Annotated in this window: 15 protein-coding genes; 4 read left to right on the top strand and 11 right to left on the bottom strand. The window is 71.5% G+C overall.

Features of this window, described 5'->3' with window-relative positions:
* Positions 1–1,503 (bottom strand): beta-galactosidase (locus GH736_RS05920; RefSeq protein ID WP_159601147.1); only part of this gene is annotated, 1,503 nt, incomplete at its 3' end.
* A gap of 167 nt (positions 1,504–1,670) precedes the next feature.
* Between GH736_RS05920 and GH736_RS05915 the strand changes: the two genes are divergently transcribed.
* Positions 1,671–2,687, top strand: a complete 1,017-nt coding sequence (locus GH736_RS05915; RefSeq protein WP_159601145.1) for a LacI family DNA-binding transcriptional regulator — start codon at positions 1,671–1,673, stop codon at positions 2,685–2,687.
* 45 nt (positions 2,688–2,732) lie between these two features.
* Here the strand turns inward: GH736_RS05915 and GH736_RS05910 are convergent, their stop codons facing one another.
* The 6 genes from GH736_RS05910 to GH736_RS05885 form a co-directional block, all read right to left on the bottom strand.
* Entirely contained in the window at positions 2,733–3,824 is a 1,092-nt protein-coding gene (locus GH736_RS05910) for an alpha/beta hydrolase (RefSeq protein ID WP_235933850.1), read from the bottom strand.
* Positions 3,825–3,890: 66 nt separating this feature from the next.
* Positions 3,891–4,685, bottom strand: coding sequence for an SDR family NAD(P)-dependent oxidoreductase (locus tag GH736_RS05905; RefSeq protein WP_159601151.1), 795 nt, complete (start codon positions 4,683–4,685; stop codon positions 3,891–3,893).
* Positions 4,685–5,110, bottom strand: coding sequence for an SRPBCC family protein (locus GH736_RS05900; RefSeq protein ID WP_159601143.1), 426 nt, complete (start codon positions 5,108–5,110; stop codon positions 4,685–4,687). The genes GH736_RS05905 and GH736_RS05900 overlap by 1 nt, the downstream gene beginning before the upstream one ends.
* A 5-nt stretch (positions 5,111–5,115) precedes the next feature.
* Positions 5,116–5,532, bottom strand: coding sequence for an ArsR/SmtB family transcription factor (locus GH736_RS05895; protein ID WP_159601141.1), 417 nt, complete (start codon positions 5,530–5,532; stop codon positions 5,116–5,118).
* Positions 5,533–5,673: 141 nt separating this feature from the next.
* On the bottom strand, positions 5,674–10,170 hold the full coding sequence (locus tag GH736_RS05890; RefSeq protein ID WP_159601139.1) for a S8 family serine peptidase: 4,497 nt from the start codon (positions 10,168–10,170) through the stop codon (positions 5,674–5,676).
* Positions 10,171–10,332: 162 nt separating this feature from the next.
* Positions 10,333–11,343 (bottom strand): helix-turn-helix domain-containing protein, encoded by a 1,011-nt coding sequence (locus GH736_RS05885; RefSeq protein ID WP_159601137.1) that lies wholly within the window; start codon positions 11,341–11,343, stop codon positions 10,333–10,335.
* A 62-nt stretch (positions 11,344–11,405) separates the two neighbouring features.
* On the opposite strand from GH736_RS05885, the gene GH736_RS05880 reads away from it, so the two are divergent.
* Positions 11,406–11,981 (top strand): GNAT family N-acetyltransferase, encoded by a 576-nt coding sequence (locus GH736_RS05880; protein WP_159601135.1) that lies wholly within the window; start codon positions 11,406–11,408, stop codon positions 11,979–11,981.
* 27 nt (positions 11,982–12,008) lie between these two features.
* Here the strand turns inward: GH736_RS05880 and GH736_RS05875 are convergent, their stop codons facing one another.
* On the bottom strand, positions 12,009–12,515 hold the full coding sequence (locus GH736_RS05875; RefSeq protein WP_159601133.1) for a GNAT family N-acetyltransferase: 507 nt from the start codon (positions 12,513–12,515) through the stop codon (positions 12,009–12,011).
* A 235-nt stretch (positions 12,516–12,750) separates the two neighbouring features.
* Here GH736_RS05875 and GH736_RS05870 point away from each other — a divergent pair, with 235 nt between their 5' ends.
* Together GH736_RS05870 and GH736_RS05865 are read left to right on the top strand one after the other, a co-directional pair.
* A complete protein-coding gene (locus GH736_RS05870) occupies positions 12,751–14,073 on the top strand; it encodes an MFS transporter (RefSeq protein WP_159601131.1) in 1,323 nt (440 codons plus the stop codon).
* A gap of 121 nt (positions 14,074–14,194) precedes the next feature.
* Positions 14,195–15,151, top strand: coding sequence for a prenyltransferase/squalene oxidase repeat-containing protein (locus tag GH736_RS05865; protein ID WP_159601129.1), 957 nt, complete (start codon positions 14,195–14,197; stop codon positions 15,149–15,151).
* Positions 15,152–15,357: 206 nt separating this feature from the next.
* Here the strand turns inward: GH736_RS05865 and GH736_RS05860 are convergent, their stop codons facing one another.
* From GH736_RS05860 to GH736_RS05850, 3 genes are all read right to left on the bottom strand, one after another.
* The gene (locus GH736_RS05860) at positions 15,358–16,011 is read right to left on the bottom strand and encodes an oxygenase MpaB family protein (protein ID WP_235933849.1); all 654 of its coding nucleotides are present in this window, start codon (positions 16,009–16,011) and stop codon (positions 15,358–15,360) included.
* 9 nt (positions 16,012–16,020) lie between these two features.
* Positions 16,021–17,445 (bottom strand): threonine/serine exporter family protein, encoded by a 1,425-nt coding sequence (locus GH736_RS05855; RefSeq protein WP_159601127.1) that lies wholly within the window; start codon positions 17,443–17,445, stop codon positions 16,021–16,023.
* A 1-nt stretch (position 17,446) separates the two neighbouring features.
* The coding region (locus GH736_RS05850) for an anaerobic C4-dicarboxylate transporter family protein (protein ID WP_328596796.1) at positions 17,447–17,872 on the bottom strand (426 nt) is incomplete at its 5' end.

Below are 17,872 nucleotides of genomic sequence, written 5' to 3'. Positions count from 1 at the left end.
GTAGTCGCGCAGCAGGTCGAGGTCGGCGTCGGATGCCGCGTACACGGCCGGCGCGACCAGCACCGGGAACCGGGCGGCGAGCTCCTTGGCACCCAGGGCGAGCGCCTGCGACACGTGCAGGATGCGCGACTGCGCGCCGGCGTCGATGACGCCGCGGTGGAACGCGTCCACGATGTGCTGGTAGGACGCCCGGTCGGGCTGTCCGTCGGCCGTCGCGAGCGGCGGGAAGAACTCGAGCGCGAAGCGGCTGTCGTTCGACCAGAGGATCGCGACGTCCGCGTCGGGCTCGAAGCCGTCGAGCGCGGTGCCGATCGCCTGCAGGTCGGCGCCGACCTCGGCGAGCTCCCGGTAGACCCGGCCAGGCTCGAGGCTGTGCGGCAGCACGCCGCCCCAGTAGGTCTCGGTGCCGTAGGGCAGCGTGTGCCAGTGCCAGTACTCGATCATCGACGCGCCCCGCGAGATGAACGCGAAGGCGGCCTGCTTCAGCTGGCCCGGGTAGGGCGGGAGGTTGAAGTCCGATCCGCCGATCGACTGGGCATCGGTCTCGGTGACGAGGAAGCGGGACTGCTTCGACGAGTACATCCGGTCGGCCTGGCGCAGCATCGCGGCGACCCCCGACGTGGTCCAGGGGGTGACCGGCTCGAGGTCGAGCGCGGCGTCGAGGTGGTCCTGCATGGCGTAGTAGGGATTGCCGGCGGTGACGTCGAGCGCCTCCACGAGCTGCTCGTCGGCGAGGGCCGGACGCGGGTAGGCGATGCACGTGGTCACGAACTGGCCGGGCTGTGCGTACTCGCGAACGATGCCCGCCTGCCAGGCGATGAACTCGGTCGTGACGTCGGCCTGGTAGCGCCGCCACGCCAGGTCGTACTGGGGCAGGGTGTTGCCGTCGGGGGTCCACAGGTCGGACCAGTCCGAGAGCCGGTGCGACCAGTACGTGAGGCCCCACTCGCGGTTCAGCGTGTCGACGTCGCCGTACTGCGCCTGCAGCCGGCGCACGAACCGCTGGAACGAGCCGCGGTTGTGGAACAGCAGCATGCCCGGCTCGTTGTCGACCTGGTAGCCGATGACGGCCGGGTGGTCGGCGTAGCGCGCGATCACCGCACGGATCACGCGCTCGGCGTGGAAGCGGAAGGCCGGGTGCGAGTAGTCGACCTCCTGGCGGCCGCCCCACGGCATCGGCTCCCCCGAACGCGGTTCGCCGGCGATCTCGGGGTAGGCGGTCTGCAGCCACGGCGGGACGGCGTAGGTGGGGGTGCCCAGGATGACGCGGATGCCGCGGGCGTGCGCCCCGTCGAGCACCGGCTGCAGCCAGTCGAGGTCGAACTCGCCGTCGCGCGGCTCCCACGTCGACCACACCGACTCCCCGACGCGGATGACGGTGAAGCCGGCCGCGCCCATCAGGTCGAGGTCGAGCTCGGTGCGCTCCTCGCGGTGGTACTCGGCGTAGTACGCGGCACCGAAGAGGACTCCGCTGGGAAGGTGGGCGGGGTTCGAGGGTTCCATCGAGGCGTACTCCGTTGTGGGCCGAGGGCGGTCGTGTCAGGCGATGTTTTCGACAACATCGCGTCGAAACTAGAATGTTGCCGATAACATCGGCTGTCAAGAGCACATTTCAGAATCCTTGGATCGGAGCACCCGTGGGAGCGCGACCACCCGAGAGGAACCCCCACATGGAGCACAGGGGCAGGCCGGCGACCATCTACGACGTCGCCCAGGCGGCCGGCGTGTCGCACCAGACGGTCAGCCGGTTCCTCAAGGGGTTCGCCGGCATCCGGCCCGAGACGCGCGGTCGCGTCGAGCGAGCCCTCGACGAGCTGGGGTACCGGCCGAACCTCACCGCCCGGAGCCTCAAGTCGGGCCGCTCCCACCGCATCGGTGCGCTCACGCACGAGGTGTCGCACGTCGGCCCGAGCCGCATCGCGCAGGGCGCGAGCGACGCGGCCCGCGAGGCCGGGTACGTGCTCGACCTCGTGTCGCTCGACGTCGAGGACCCGGCCGCGATCGAGGACTCGCTCGAACTCATGGCGCAGCTCAACCTCGCCGGCGTCCTCGCCCTCTCCTCGACCGACGCCATGACGCGGGCGTTCGAGGCGACGCGGTTCCGCGTCCCGGTGCTCATCGCCGTGGCATCCGACGAGGACGGCGGGCGCACGGACCCCGCGGCAGTGCACCTGCCCGGGCTCGTGGGCCATCTCGCGGAACTCGGGCATCGTCGCCTCGTGCACATCGCCGGGCCGCCGGAGTGGCCCGCCTCGCGGCTCCGCGCCCGCGCCTACGAGAATGCCGTGCGCGACCTGGGGCTCACGTCGCTCGGGGTGCTGTCGGGCGACTGGTCGGCCCGCTCGGGCTATGACGCGATCATGGCCCTGCCGCAACTGCCCGAGGCGACCGCCTACGTGGCCGCCAACGACCAGACGGCGCTCGGCGCGATGCTGGCGCTCAAGGAGCGCGGCCTGCGCATCCCCGACGACGTCAGCGTCGTCGGCATCGACGACATCGCCGACGCCGCGTACTTCGACCCGCCGCTGACGACCCTCCATCTCGAGTTCGAGGCGCAGGGCCGGGCGTCGGTGCTGCAGCTCATCGCGCGCATCGAGGGCGTCGAGAGGACGCCGCCCGACCTCCCGTCGCCGCATCCGGTCGTGCGGCGGTCGTCGGGGCCGGCTCCTGGCGCCACTCGCCCGTGAACGCCGTGGGCCGTCCCTGACGCCACCCGCCGGCCGCGAGGCCGGTCACCGCTGCGTGGTGTGCTCCGCGAGGAAGGCGAGGGTCTCGTCGAGCGCTACGTGCGCCTCCTCGAAGTCGAGGTGGAACTGGTACTCGTGCGGCAGCGCCGGCTCGTGGTCGGCGGCCCAGAACAGCTCCGTGGTGTCCACGCCGGCGTCGGCGAGCGCGTCGCTCATCGGCACCGACTGGATCCAGGTGAGCGCGTCCCCATTGCCGCCGCTGATGAACGTGGGCGGGAAGTCCTCCGTGACGAACTCGATGGTGGACATCGTGGTGCCGGCGTAGCTGCTCGACCAGTCCTTCGTGCCGGTGTACGCCCACAGGGCCACCTTGAAGCCCCACTGGCCGATGCCGTTCAGCTCGGCCATCGCCCGGAGGTCGTAGACGCCGCAGTTGAGGATCGCGCCCACGAGCTGCTCGCGATCGAGGGCGGGGTCGAGGCCGAGCAGGTGCGCGTACTTCTCGTTCGTCGTGAGCACGGCCAGCTGGCTGGCGAGTTGCGCACCCGCGGAGTCGCCGGCCAGGACGATCTGGTCGGGATCGACGCCGAGCTCCTCTGCGTGCTCGACGACGTAGGCGAGCGAGTCGTTCAGCTCCCGCAGGGCGGTCGGGTAGGTCGCCTCGGGGGCGATCGTGTAGTCCAGCCCGATCGTCGTGTAGCCGTGGCTCGCGAGGATCCGCAGGTACGGGTCGACGTTCTCCTTCGCGCCCGAGATCCATGCGCCGCCGTGCACCCAGACGACGGTGGGGTTCGGGCCGGGTGCATCCGTCGGCGTGAAGACGTCGAGCCGGGTGTCGCTGCCGCCGGGGTCGGCCGCGTCATCCGTGGCGACGTCGAGCCGGGCGTCCACCCCCGTCTCGGGCACGAACGGCTCCATCTCGGCGACGGTGTCCGCGGCACCGCGCTCGAAGACCGCCCTGATCGCGAGCGCCGATGGCCACGGCGTGCTCGAGACGACCAGCGCGACCGCGACGACGACGAACACCGCGATGAGCCCCGTGAGCGTCCACTTGCGTGCCCGCGGGGACAGTCCCGGCGAGCGGACGAGCAGCGGGTCGGATGCCGCGGGGCGGTGGCTTCGGCGGTCGGTGGTCACGCCTCATCGTGGCAGCGGGGCCGCGATCGTCACGGCGCGACGCGCGGTCGCGGCATCCGTCGCCCGTCAGTCGACGAGCGCCCCGGCCGTCACGTTCACGATCACGCCGGTCATCGACCTGGCCCGATCGGATGCCACGAACGCGAAGTACTCGCCCACCTCGTCGAGGGTCGGCAGGCGCCCGAGGAGGGTGGTGCTCGCGAGCGCCGCGAACCACTCGTCGCGGCTGATCCCGCCCGCGTCGGCCATGCGGCCGAACATCTCCCCGGTGTACGACAGGTCGGAGGCGTCGGCCATGGCGTGCGGCCGCACGCAGACGACCCGCACGCCCGACGGCCCCAGTTCGCCGGCGAGCGCCCGCGAGAACCCCTCGAGGCCGGCGCTCTGCGCGGCGTTGCCGATCAGGCCGTTGCCCGTGAGCCGAGCCCCCGGCGTCGAGATCGTGAGGATCACGCCGCTCCCCTGCGCCACCATGTGGCGGGCCGCCGCCTTCGCGGTCACGAAGTTCGTGCGCAGGTAGCCCGTCACGGGATGCAGGTAGGCGTCGAGGCTCGTCTCGCCGATGGGCAGGCCCTGCACGTGGTCGAAGCCGACCGCGTTCAGGGCGATGTCGATGCGGCCCGCGGCATCCGCCACCTCATCGGCATGCCGGTCGACGGCGTCCTGGTCCATGGCGTCGACCACGGCGAGGTCGACGGATGCCCCTTCGGCACGTGCAGCGGATGCCGCAGCCTCGAGCCGCGGCAGGCTCCGCCCCGCGAGGAACAGGCGCGCGCCCTCCCGGGCGAACGCTCGCGCCGTCGCCGCACCGATCGATCCGCCACCGCCGTGGATCACGGCCACCTTGTCCTCGAGCAGCATCACGCCGCCTCCTCTGCTTCCATGGTCTGTTCGTACCGGCCGAGGATCTCGGTCCAGCCGGCTTCGTGCTTGGCCGCCGCCTCGGCGTCGGCCAGTCTCGTGTGGTGCACCTGCACGACGGTCGCCTCGCCATCGGGCTCGAACGTCACGTGGACGATCGAGTCGACATGGTGCGTGTGCTCGGATCGCCAGGTGAACTCGAGCGTCCGGGGCCGGTCGATCAGCCGGTAGACGCCCGAGTGCGTGATGCTGCCGAAGCGGTCGCGCATCGTGATCGAGAACGCGCCGCCCTCGCGCGGGTCGGCGACGACGACCGACGGCTCGCCGGTGTCGTCGCGGCGCATCCACACCGCGAGGCTGACGGGGTCGAGCCAGGCGTCGAAGAGCCGTTCGGCGGATGCCGCGATGCGGCGTCGTACGGTCACGGCCGTCATCGGGGACCGCCGTCGTCGGCCTGGGCAGCGCCCTCGTCGTCCCGGCCGGCGCCGTCGGAACTGCCGGGGTCGCCGGCGCCGTCTGCCCTGCCGGGGTCGTCCTGCAGCACGAACGCCTCGAGGGCGGCGAGCCGCTGCTCCCAGAACTCGCGGTAGCGCTGCATCCAGGCGACGGCCTCGGCGAGCCCCTCGCCCCGGAGCGAGAGCACGTGGTCGCGGCCGCGCACGGTGCGCTGCACGAGCTCGGCGCGTTCGAGCACCTTGATGTGCTTGCTCGTCGAGTTGAGCGAGATCGGGAAGGCGCTGGCGACCTCGGTGACCCGCGCGTCGGAGAGGAGCAATCGGTCGAGGATCGCCCGCCTCGTCGGGTCGGCCACCGCGCTGAGCACGGCGTCCATCTGATATTCACCCATGCGGGTGAATATACGCCCGCGCGCGTCGGACGTCAATCGTTCCGCACGCACCGCCGCCGCCCCATGCCGGAATCCCGTTCCGCGGCGGAATCCCGAGCGCTGGGATTCTCTTGCGGGAACGGGAATCCGGCGGACGACGCCCTAGGCGCGACCCCCGCGACGACGCCGGATCCCGGATGCCAGCAGCATGCCGCCGAGGACCACCACGAGTGCTGCGAGGGCGAGTGCACCCCCCAGTTCCACGCCGGTGTGCGCCAGGTCGGAGCCACCGCCGGCTGCGGGCGTCGAGGGCGATCCCGGCGCTCCGCCGTCCGAGCCGCCGTCGTCGCCCGGACCCGTCGGCCCACCCGGCTCCTCGTCGACGACGGGGGCGAGTTGCGCCAGCGAGACCGGCGTCGTGAAGATCACGCGGTGCGCCGAGATGTGGATGTCGGGCGAGAGGACCTCGTACTTCGCGCGAACCCAGAACGCGGCGTCCTCCTCGACCTGGATGGTCCGCGACTCGACGGGCCCGGGCTCGAGCACCTGGTCGTGCGGCACCTGCTCCCAGTGGAACCTCCCCTGGTAGATGTCCCAGCCGTAGCCCACCGAGAAGTCGAACCCGCGGCTGTACGCGGGGTACCGGTTGCTGAACGTGAGGGCGATCGGCGCCTCCTCAGGCTCAGCGGTCTCAGCGGTCTCAGCGGTCTCAGCGGCCTCAGCCGCCGGCGCCGGCGAGGCATCCGTCGCCGCCATGGTCGCCCAGAAGTCGTTCGAGATCTTCGGCTCGCTCGCGCAGCGCTCCGAGCCGTGGTTCGCGTAGGCGCCGAGCACCTCACCGTCGAGCAGGAACTCGACGCCCGTCATCGCCGTCAGGTCGAACGTGCCGGTGATGACCGGCTCGTCGATCCAGACGGTGGCGAAGACGAGCGGACCGGAACACATCTTGTATCGCATCGTCGCCTGGGTGATGTCGCCCGTCGAGTTCTCGTACACGAGGTCCATCGCGTTCTCATCGTCGGGGTTCTGCGTCATGGTCACCGCGGACGGCGCGGTCTCGGCGATCCTGAAGGCATACTCGCGCTGCTGGTCCTGCGAACCGTCGCCGGCGATCGCCCAGACCCGCGCCGTGTAGTCACCGGGCACGAGCGGCACTGCCGACGACCGACGGCTGTCCGCCTCGAACATCGGGTCGACCGACAACTCGAGGGTCTCGTCGAGGGCGATCGCCCCGCCGTCGCTCTCGATGACGACCCGAACCGGGCCGATACCGCCGAAGGTGATCTCGGCACCCGCCGTCGCGCCTCCGTCGGCGCCGTAGTCCGCGAACTCCCACAGGTCGTAGATCACGAGGTTCGCGACGTGCAGCTCCGCCTCGGCGTGCCCGCCGTCGGCGTCGATCCGCACGACGTGCGCGCCCTCGGCGGCATCCGCCGGAACCGTGAAGTACCGGGCGACCTCGCCGCCGTTCCCGGCACGACCGGCCGCGACCGGCTCGCCGTCGAGCGAGATCGAGTACTCGCCCGCGGGAGCGAGTCCGACGGCCTCGATGCTGAACGCCTTGCCGGGGCGCACCCACTCGGGCGCGACCATCACCGCGAGGTCCTCGTCGCCCGCTGCCGGCTCGCCGGGCGTCGAGACGACGATGTTCGTCACACGGTTCGTCTCGCCGAAGTGCACCCGGCCGAGATACCGCGAGCCGGCGGCGAGCCCCGTCCACGACACGTCGACGGATGCCGGTTCCCCGAGCTTCATCGGCAACACCGCCGGATCCGCGGTGAGCGCGCCGACGTGGCTTTCGCCACCGAGGAAGTACCCGGTCAGCTCGTAGTCGAGGTCGCCCTCGCCCGCGAAGAAGTCGATCTCCAGGACGTAGCGCCCGCTCGAGGCCAGCGGCACGACGATCTGCTCGTCGGCCTTCGGCGTCGTGGCCTCACTGCTGAGCCAGCTGCTGCCGTACGGGTCGAGCTGGTAGAGGCGCAGGTCGAGGTCGGCTGCATCATCGGCCGCATCGAGGTCGAACCGCGCGTAGGTCGTGCCCTCGGGGATCTCGATCACATGACGGTCGCGCGCGCCGCCCTCGGTGCCACGGCCTCGCAGGACGTGGCCCTGGACGAGGCCGTCGACCGCGATCGGGACGTCGAGCGTGTCGCCGGCCGAGACCGGGATCTCCAGCGAACCGTCGGCCCCTGCTCCGGCGGCCTCGGAGGGAACGCTGAGGACGACCGGCCGCACGGCGAGCGGCGTGGTGACGGTGCCGTCGGCCCCGACCCAGCGCAGCGTGCCGGTGGTGAACGCGTCGAGCGGGGCATCCGTCCGCCGGAACGTCACCGTGTACTGCACCTCGTCGCCGGCCGCGGCGAAGTCGAGCGACGCCGGAGACACGCTCACCTCGACTCCGGGCATCTCCACGGGCTGCGCCTCGTAGTGACCGGGTGCGGCCGCCGTGACGGTTCGGGTCACCGTCTCGACGCCGGCGAGGGCGCCGACCGAGATCGATGCGAGGTTGAGGTTCGAGGGATCGACGGGTTCGACGCCGACATCCACGAACCCAAGCCCCTCGACGTAGCCGTACCAGTCGTCGACGTCGTTGAGGTAGAGGAACCCGGGCTCGAAATAGCGCGTGGGGTCCACGTGGCCGGCGCCCTGGAGGAACGGGTCGTCGATCGGGTCGCCGGCGCGGTCGACGGTGTCGTACGCGGTCGTCATGAGCGACGACTTCACCTCGGCGGGCGACGCGTTCGGCCGTTCGCCGAGGTACAGCGCCGCGAGGCCGGCAACATGCGGGGAGGCCATCGACGTGCCCGACAGGAGCTGGAACCGGGGGTCCTCATCCTCGGCGTTCGCGGCGTCCGCCAGGATCGCGACGCCGGGGGCGGCCACGTCGGGCTTCAGCACGTCACCGCCGTCGGCGAGGATCGGCCCGCGCGACGAGAAGCCCGCCACCTGCGGCGCGGGAGCGGAGGGCCCGCCGGTCGTGTTGCCGTCCTCGAGGGTCACGCTCGCCCCGGCCGTGGCGGCATACCCGCTGACCGCGTCGTAGGCCTCCGCGTCGAGGTGCACCGTCGGAACCGAATGGGTGTCGAGGTCGATCGAGTTGGGCCCGGGGTTGACGAGCACCATGCCGATGCCGCCGACGCGCGCCACCTCGGCCGACTTCGCCACGCGGTCCACGACGCCCCGCTCGCAGAGCACGATCGCGCCGGCAGTGCGAGCCGGGTCGAGGGTGCCCGGGCCGCAGAGTCGCGGCTCGTCTGCGCCGTCGACGCCGCTGACGGATGCCGCGACGAGCGGCCCGGTGAGCGACCCGCCGGCCGGCACCGTGATCGACCCGCCCAGGAAGGTTCGTCCGTCACCGAGGCGAACGCTGGCCTCGTAGCTCGGGATCGTGGATGCGGCGACCGTCGTGATCCACGGGGCCGCATTGTCGGCGGTGGAGGCCTCGGGCCCGTCGTTTCCGGCCGAGGCGGCCACGAAGATGCCGGCAGCCGCGGCGCGCAGGAACGCCTGATCGGTGAGGGAGACGGTCGTCATCGCGGCACCGCCGCCGATCGAGTAGTTGATCACGTCGACGCCGTCGAAGACCGCGGCGTCGATCGCGGCGAGGAGGTCCCCGGTGGCGCATCCGTCGTCCTGAGGAGTGGGACCCGACCAGCAGGCCTTGTAGACCGCGATCTTCGCGGCGGGCGCGACGCCCGAGATCTCGCCGAGCTCGCGCCCGCCGACCTCGGCCGGCACGCCGTGGTCGCCCGCGGCCGTGCTCGCGGTGTGCGAGCCGTGACCGTTGCCGTCCCGAGGCGAGACGTACTCAGCGCGGTCGGCGCCGATCGAGTCCTCATCGAAGTTGTCGAGGAAGTAGCGTGCGCCGATGAGCTTCGTGGAGCAGTCATCAGCGGTGAACTGCTCGCCGGTGACGCAGGCGCCGCGGAACCGCGTGCCGTCGGCCTTGTCGAAGACGATCGAATCGCCGTCGCGATACGGCTCGGCGCCGGGTGCAGCACCGAGCGGCTCGCCCGCGAACGACGGGTTCTCGGGCGCGACGCCCGAGTCGATGATGCCGACCACGACGCCCTCGCCGGCGGACTCGACGCCGCCCGTGGCGTCCCAGACGCCGCCCTCGCCGCCGAGGCCGAGGAAGTCGGTCGACGGCACGGCCGCCTGCAGGTGCAGAAGCTCGTCCTTCACGACCGCGAGGACCCGGGAATCCGCCGCCAGCGCCGCCGCCTGGTCGGCGGTCAGCGTGCTGCTGAAGCCGTTGGTCGCGAGCGTGTACGAGCTGATGATGTCGGCCCCGACGGATTCCGCCACCGCAGCCTGCTCGTCGCCGAGGTGGTCGGCGTAGGCGATCGCTCGCTTCGAGCGAGCGGCGAGCTCCTCCCCCTCCGGTGCGCGCGTCGCCGAGAACGAGCCCGTACCGCCGGCGTACGTGGCGACCGCCTCGTCGCGCAGGGTGACGATGTAGCGCCCGTCCTCGAACGGCGCACTGTCCTTCGCCGCCGACGCCGACGCGGTCGTGCTGGGGGTGGGGGTGTCGTCGGCCGACGCCGACGTCGCGGGCGAGAAGACGGTGCCGAGGGTGAGGAACAGGGCGGCGGCGGTGAGCGTCGCGGTCATACGACGCCCTCCCGTCAAGATGGCGAAGCGGGTGCGTGTGGTCACGAGGATCCTTGCTGGGAACGGATGCAGGGCCGTCGTGCCGTTCGGCGGCCGACGATCGTCCCATTGTGTGCGAGCCGAACCTCGACTCGCTGGCCGGTATCGGCCAACGACCGGAGGAGGCCACAGGTTGTAACGCAGCGTTCACACAGGCGGGCCCGAAGGTCAGAGCCAGCGCCGCCGTGCCGCCTCGACACCCGCCTGGAACCGATTGCCCGCGCCGAGTTCGGCGAGCAGCTCCTGACTCCGGCGCCGAAGGGTGCGCGGCGACATCCCGAGCTGCCTGGCGATGGCGTCGTCCTTCATCCCCACGGCCATGAGCGTGAGGATCGACCGCTCCTCGAGCGACGGGCGCCTCCCCAGCTCGTCAGCCATCGAGGCGCCGGATGCCCCGTCCGCGACGTGCTCCCTCGCCTCGGGAAGCGGCATCGCGCGGCTCCAGTGGAACTCGAAGAGCTCGCGGAGCGCGTGCACGAGCGGCGGTGCGTGCGTGATGAGGGCGTCGATGCGGCCCGGCTCGAGGCTCAGCGACACGAGCGCGATCTCCTCGTCGACGATCGCGAGCTTCACCGGGAGATCGTCGGTGATGCGGGACTGCTCGCCCTGCTCGGCGAGGCGTTCGACCTCGTCCCACGTCGCGCCCTCGTCGAAGCTCTCGATCGTGTAGATCGCCCGCCAGTCGACGCCGCGCGCGAGCACCGATGCCTCGAACGGGTCGAACGATGCCGAGACGTACGGAGGCCGGTCGAACGCGAGGAACTCACGCCGCGCCTGATGCTGGAGCCGCGCGTACCAGCCCGCCACCGTGTCGGGGTCGGTCAGGACCACCGTCTGGTGCGAGGCCGCATCGCCGGGCGTCGCCGCATCGAAGTACTCGACGAGCATCGGGATCGCCTCGCGGATGCGGAGGGCCTGGTCGCTGAGTCGATCGATGATGGCCCTCAGGGCATATCGCGGATCGACGGCGGCGTACGCCGGCGGTTCGCCCTCGAGACGCGACACCAGTCCGAGTCGGCGGAGGTCCTCCAGCCGCTCGAAGGCGACCGGTTCGTCGAGCTCGAACTGGCCGGCGATCGCGGCGACGCTCACACGCCCGGTCATGAGCACGTGCACGTAGAGCCGCTCGCTCGCGGCACTCAACCCGGCGAGGTCGAGGAACGGAACGTCGTCGGCCACGTGGTCAGCGTACCGACCGCGTCGCCGTTGCCGTTGTCGCAGGCCGATGGCAGGGTGGCGGCATGGCGATCGAGGTGCTCCCGGCGACGGAGTTCGACGACGTGAAGACGATGGTGGGGCCCAAGCGGCCCGACGCCAACGTGTGCTGGTGCCTGAGCTACCGGCTGACCTCCTCGAAGGAGAACCTCTCCCTGACGGGCCCGGCGCGCGGCGAGCGCGTGCGCGAGCTCTGCCGGCAGGACCCGCCGCCCGGCGTGCTCGCCTACGACGGCCACGAGGTGGTCGGGTGGGCGGGCGTGCATCCGCGTGCCGACACGAGCTTCGCGCGCAACCGCAGGATCCCGCATGTCGACGACCTCGACGTGTGGACCGTGTGGTGCATCCGCGTGCGCCCGGGCCACCGGGGCGGCGGCATCTCGCACGCCCTGCTCGCGGGTGCGGTCGAGTTCGCCCGTGACCACGGCGCACCCGCCATCGAGGGCTACCCGCTCGACAACCGGGGCGAGAAGATCGACCTGACCATGGCCTACGTCGGCACGATGGCGCTCTTCGAGCGGGCCGGGTTCACGAAGGCCGCCGACACCGAGTCGGTGCTCAACGGGTTCCCCCGGGTGCTCATGCGGCTCGACCTGCGCTGAGACCCGCGCGGGCCGATGGCCCACCGGTCAGAGGAAGAGCTTGAATCCCACGTGCGACGGCGTGAAGCCGAGCCGGTCGTAGAACCGGTGCGCGTCCTCGCGGCGCGCATCCGAGGTGAGCTGCACCAGCGCGGCACCCCGCGACCGTGCTTCCTCGATCGCCCATCGGAGCATCGCCGTGCCGAGACCGCACCCGCGGGCGGACTCCGCGACCCGCACCGCCTCGACCTGCATCCTGGTCGCACCGCCGCGCGCAAGCCCCGGGATGAGCGTGAGCTGCATCGTCCCGACGACGTCGCCCGCGGCATCCTCGACGGTGACGAGCGTCTGCGCGGGATCGCCGTCGATCGCCTGGAACGCGGCCTCGTAGGCGCCCCGCCGCTCGGGCGACGTGCTGTCGTCGTTCGCCCGCAGCGCGTCGGCGGCCAGGAGCCCGATGAGGTCGGGGAGGTCGTGGTGGCGGGAGCGGCGGAGCGTGAACGGCACGCCGGCCGCGTCGAGCGTGACGGGAGCGGCGAGGGTGGCGGAGGTCATGCCCTCCAACCTGCCACAGCCGCCGCGACGTCGGTGGCCGGCCGCCCCGTCGCTCGCTCGCCCGCGACCGCTCATCGCACGATCCGGTCCGCTCGCCGCAGGGGGCTTCCCTCGACGCGCGCCGATGCGCTAGGTTCGAGAACCTGACCGAACGATCGGTCAGGAACTGCAGCGCTCCCACCCCTTGCGCTCCCCCCTCCCCTACTGAGACCCACGCCAGAACAACGGAGTTCGCATGACGTCAACCGTCCCCGAAGAAGCACAGCGCACCGGGCGGATGCCCGCCGAGGAGCGCAAGGTCCTCGCAGGCACGCTCGTCGGCACCTCGATCGAGTGGTACGACTTCTTCATCTACGCGCAGGCCGCCGGCCTCGTGCTCGCGCCGCTCTTCCTCGCCCCCGTCGCGGAGGCCAGCCCGGGCCTCGCCCAGGTGCTCGCCTTCGCGACCATCGGCATCTCGTTCCTCTTCCGGCCCCTCGGCGCCATCGTCGCCGGCTACCTCGGCGACCGGCTCGGGCGCAAGCGGATGCTGGTCTTCACCCTCGTGCTGATGGGCCTGTCGACCGCCCTCATCGGCCTCCTGCCGACGTATGCCGCGATCGGCATCGCCGCGCCGATCCTGCTGATCCTGCTCCGCATCCTGCAGGGCTTCTCCGCCGGCGGCGAATGGGGTGGCGCCGCACTCATGGCGGTCGAGCACGCCCCGACCGCGCGCCGCGGCTACTTCGGCGCGTTCCCGCAGATCGGCGTGCCCGTCGGCATGATCCTCGCCACCTCGACGCTGTTCGTGATCACGTCGCTGCTCACGCCCGAGCAGTTCACGACCTGGGGCTGGCGCATCCCGTTCCTGCTGTCGATCGTCCTGATCGCCGTCGGCTACGTCATCCGCCGCGCGGTGGAGGAGAGCCCGATCTTCCAGGACCTGCAGCGCCGCAAGAAGGAGTCCGCGACTCCGCTGCGCCAGTTGTTCCGCCACAACACGAAGTCGGTCATCCTCACCGCCGTCATCTTCATCGGCAACAACGCGGCCGGCTACCTGCTCATCGCGTTCTTCGCCACCTACGCGGTGACGGTGCTCGGCATGGACCGCCCGACCGTGCTCCTCGCGACCACGCTCGCGTCGTTCGGCTGGCTGGTCTTCACCCTCTGGGGCGGCCACGTCTCCGACCGGCTCGGGCGCGTGCGCACCTTCCAGATCGGCTACGCGTTCCTCGCGCTGTGGGCCGTGCCGATGTGGTTCCTCATCGACACCGGCGACATCGTCTGGTACTTCGTGGCGCTGTTCGTGATGACGTTCGGCCTCGGCCTCTCGTATGGCCCGCAGGCGTCGCTCTACGCCGAGATGTTCCCGGCGAACGTCCGCTACTCGGGCGTCTCGATCGGGTACGCGCTCGGCGCGATCCTCGGCGGCGCCTTCGCCCCGATGATCGCCGAGGCGCTCATGAGCTCGACGGGCCAGTCGTGGACGATCGGCGTCTACATCGCGCTGGCCGCCCTGATCTCGCTCATCGGCGTCTCGCTGGTGAAGGAGCCGAAGGGCGTCGACTTGCACGCGTAGGTCGCGGTGTCCCGGTGGGCACCAGGCGATGAGGGGGCGGATGCCGCATCCGCCCCTTTCTCGTGCCCGCGGCCCGCGTCAACGGGTGGCTGCTGTCGGCGGCATCCGGGACCATGGGGCCATGGATGTCACCGAATGGCTGCTCGACGCCGACCCGTCCATCCGCTGGCAGGTCATGCGCGACCTGCTCGACGAACCGGCCGATCGCGTCGCCGCCGAGCGGGCACGCGTGGCCCGTGAGGGCTGGGGCCGGGCGCTGGTCGACCTGCAGGACGACCGCGGCTACTGGGGCGGCGACGAGTACGGCGAAGACGGCGACCGGCGCGGCACGCACTGGACCCTGTTCAACCTGCTGCGGCTCGGTGCCTCACCCGACGACCCCGCCGTACGTGCGGCGATCGAGCGGGTCCGCGACGGCGTGGTGTGGAAGTACCACGACGGCCTGCCGTACTTCCACGGCGAGGTCGAGGAGTGCGTCAACGGGGGCGTGCTCGCCCTTGCCGCCTACTTCGGCGAGCTGGGCGTGGGCAGCGACCGCATCGTGGCACGGCTCCTCGAGGAGCAACTCGACGACGGCGGGTGGAACTGTGATCGCGCCGAGGGTTCGGTGCGCTCGTCGTTCGACTCCACGATCTGCGTGCTCGAGGGGCTGCTCGCGTACCAGCGAGCGGTGGCCGACCCGCCACCGGCCATCGCCGAGGCCCGTCGCCGCGGCGAGGAGTACCTGCTCGAGCGGAGCCTGTTCCGCCGGCGGTCCACGGGCGAGGTCGTGAAGGAGCGCTACCTCAACTTCGCGTTCCCGCCCTACTGGACCTACGACGTGCTGCGCGCGCTCGACTACCTCCGCGACGTGGGCGGCAGGCCCGACCCGCGGCTCGGCGAAGCCCTCGACGTGGTGCGATCGCAGCGACGCGACGATGGGCGCTGGCCGGCCGGTCGCCCGTGGCGCGGAGAGGTGTTCTTCGCCCTCGACGCACCGCAGGGTGAACCCAGCCGGTGGAACACGCTTCGGGCGCTCCGGGTGCTCCGCTGGGCCGAGGCCGAGGCATCGCCGTCCGGCAGCGCGTCGACGGGCTAGGCGGGCAGGCCCTCGAGCTCGCTCATCGCGGTCGCGAACTCGCCGCCGAACGGGTCGTCGTCGACGAATTCCAGCTCAGTGTGATCCATCATGTGTACCCCGATTCGACACGTCAGGTGGCCTCGATTTGTTCGAGACGCCACGATATGCCGGAAGGCTCGCGACCGCCAGCCCCCCGAATCGGGGGAAAGCGTTGCGAGACGAGATCAGCGCACGGTTCGACCCTCGAGCCGCGCGATGCGGGCCCTCGCGTTCTGCTCGCTGGGCGACATCCGGCCCAGCACCCTCGTCCCCACGCCGAGGAACACCCGCGTCAGGGTGATCGCCGGCCACCACGGCCGGCGCAGGCCGAGCAGCTCGCGGTAGCGCGGGTCGAGTGAGGCGACGGCCCCGCCGAAGAGGATCGGGTAGAGCCGCCCGGTGAGTCCCGGCAGGCCCGGCCGGCGGATGAACCGCACGGCGGCGGCGACCCGCTCGTCGGGTTTCGCGTCGGCCAGGAACGCCGTCAGCTCGGCGTGCAGCTGCGCCACGCTCGTGGGCGGGTCGGTCACGCCCATGAGCCGGCCCGCCTGCGCCCACTCGCGCACGTAGGCGTCGAGTCCGCCCGGCACCGGTCGCCCCCAGATGCGGTGGGCACCGATGAACGCCTCGGTGAAGGCGTCGTGCACCCAGCGCAGCAGTTCCTCGTCGTTCGCCGAGTACTCCCGTTCGACGTCCCGGGCGTCGACGTACGTCCCGTTCACGCGTTCGTGCAGTCGGGACACCCGAGCGGAGTCGCCGTGGAACACCGCGTCGGCCGAGATGAAGTCGATGAGCTGTCGGCGTGCATCGGTGCTGCTGGTCTGGGGGGCGAGGGTCACCCGAATACTCTACGGCCCCGCCGCCTGAGAGGAAGGGGCGGATGCCGCGTCCGCGCCGCGCCCGCCCGCGGCATCCGTCGCCCGTCCTCGACGCCGACGACCACCCCAGAACGATCGGGGCGTGCCCGGGACGAGACGCGCCCAGAACGGCGGCGGCTCGCCCTGCTCGGCGTGCGGATCCGGCACGGCCACGTGGAACGCGGCGAGCTCCTCGGCCCCGTGGTGGGCCACCCGGAAGAGCGCCGTGCCGATCAGCACGCCGAGCGCGATCGACATGACCGACGTCAGGGCCATGGCGAAGTCCTCGAGCCCCTCGCTGGTGCCGACCGCCTCGGTGAGCCCCGCCAGGCCGGCCGCGCCTGGGACGAGCAGCCAGAAGCCCGGGAGGAACGTCAGCTGGGACGGGGCGCCATGCCGGAGGCTCGCGACCCAGAGCACCACGGGCGTCATCGCCAGGGCGCCGATGAACCCGCTCACCGTCGCCCCGATGAGCGCCTGGCCGGCCTGCTGCCCCGCATAGGCGACGAGGAGCACGAGCAGGACCCAGCGGAAGGTCGACCGCGGCGCCGAGAAGTGCAGGAAGTTGCCCACGGCGAAGAGCAGCACGCCGCCCAGCGAGACCCACCATGGGAACGAAGCCGTGGGTTCGAGCGAGACGTAGGTCGAACGCTCAACCCCGACGACGGTGCCCGCCGCGATGATGCCGAAGGCGAGCAGCGCGAGCTGGACGAGGCCGAACACGAGGCGCGAGGCCCCGGCCACCATCTGCCCCGCGGCCAGCTCGACGGTGCCCGTGGTGAGCACGCCGCCGGGGAGGAACGTCGCGAGCGGGGCGATCAGGAGCCGGATCGGGTCGCCGATCTCGACGGACGGCGCGATCAGGAACACGGCCAGCGCGCAGGCGAAGGATGCGAAGACCGGGAACACCAGCTGCAAGGTCGGCGATCGCACGAGCTTCGCGAGGCCGATGAACGCACCGAGCGCGAACGCGACGATCGCCCCCTGCCACGTCGGCGTCAGCAGGAGGGCCAGCCCCGTCACGAGGAGCGCGTGCCCGAACGTGCGGACGATCCAGCCGTTCCGCGGCCGCATCGCCCCGATCTCGTTCAGTCGCCGGATGCCGTCGAGCGGGTCGATCGCCGCCCGCTTCGCCTGCTCGAGCAGCGCGTAGAGGGCCGCGATCTGGTCGAACCGGAACGCGGGATTCAGCGTCGAGCGCAACTCCACCCGACCCTCGGCGTCGGAGCCGGTCTGCACGAGGATGACCGTCGGCAGCACGAGGATGTCGGTGTCCTCCTGGCCGTAGGCACGCGACACGGTCGTCATGGTGTCGCGGATGCGATCGACCGACTCGGCCGCGGCGTTCATCCCCTCGGCGAGGCCGAGGAGGAAGCGGCGCAGCACGGCGCGGTTGGTGACGACGGCGTCGGCCATCTCACACGAAGACGAACGACAGGGCGACGCCCACGATGATGGCCACGCCGACGTAGACCAGGTTCGGCAGCTGGAACGAGTGGTCGAGCACGAACCTGCCCATCTTCGTGGACCCGGTCTGGTCGAACGCCACCGTCGCGACCTGGCTGCCGTTGGCGGGCAGCGTGTAGATGCCCATCGCCGCCGGCCAGAGGCCGACGAGGAGCGACGCGGGGAGGCCGATCGTGATGCCGATCGGCACGATCGCGTTGGTGGCGCTCGACTGGCTCGTCGTGAGCGCGGCGACGAGGAACAGGGCGAGCGCGAAGAGCAGGGCGCCGATGAATGCGGACGAACCGGAGACCACGGCGCCGAGGCTGTCGACGATGAGCTGGTTGTTCGCGGCCACGAAGGTGTTCGCGAGCCAGGCGATGCCGAACAGCGCGAT

The organism is Agromyces humi (genome assembly GCF_009720255.1).
GTDB lineage: Bacteria > Actinomycetota > Actinomycetes > Actinomycetales > Microbacteriaceae > Agromyces > Agromyces humi.
Note: the sequence above shows the minus strand (reverse complement) of the source record. Positions and strands in the feature narration are given on the sequence as shown.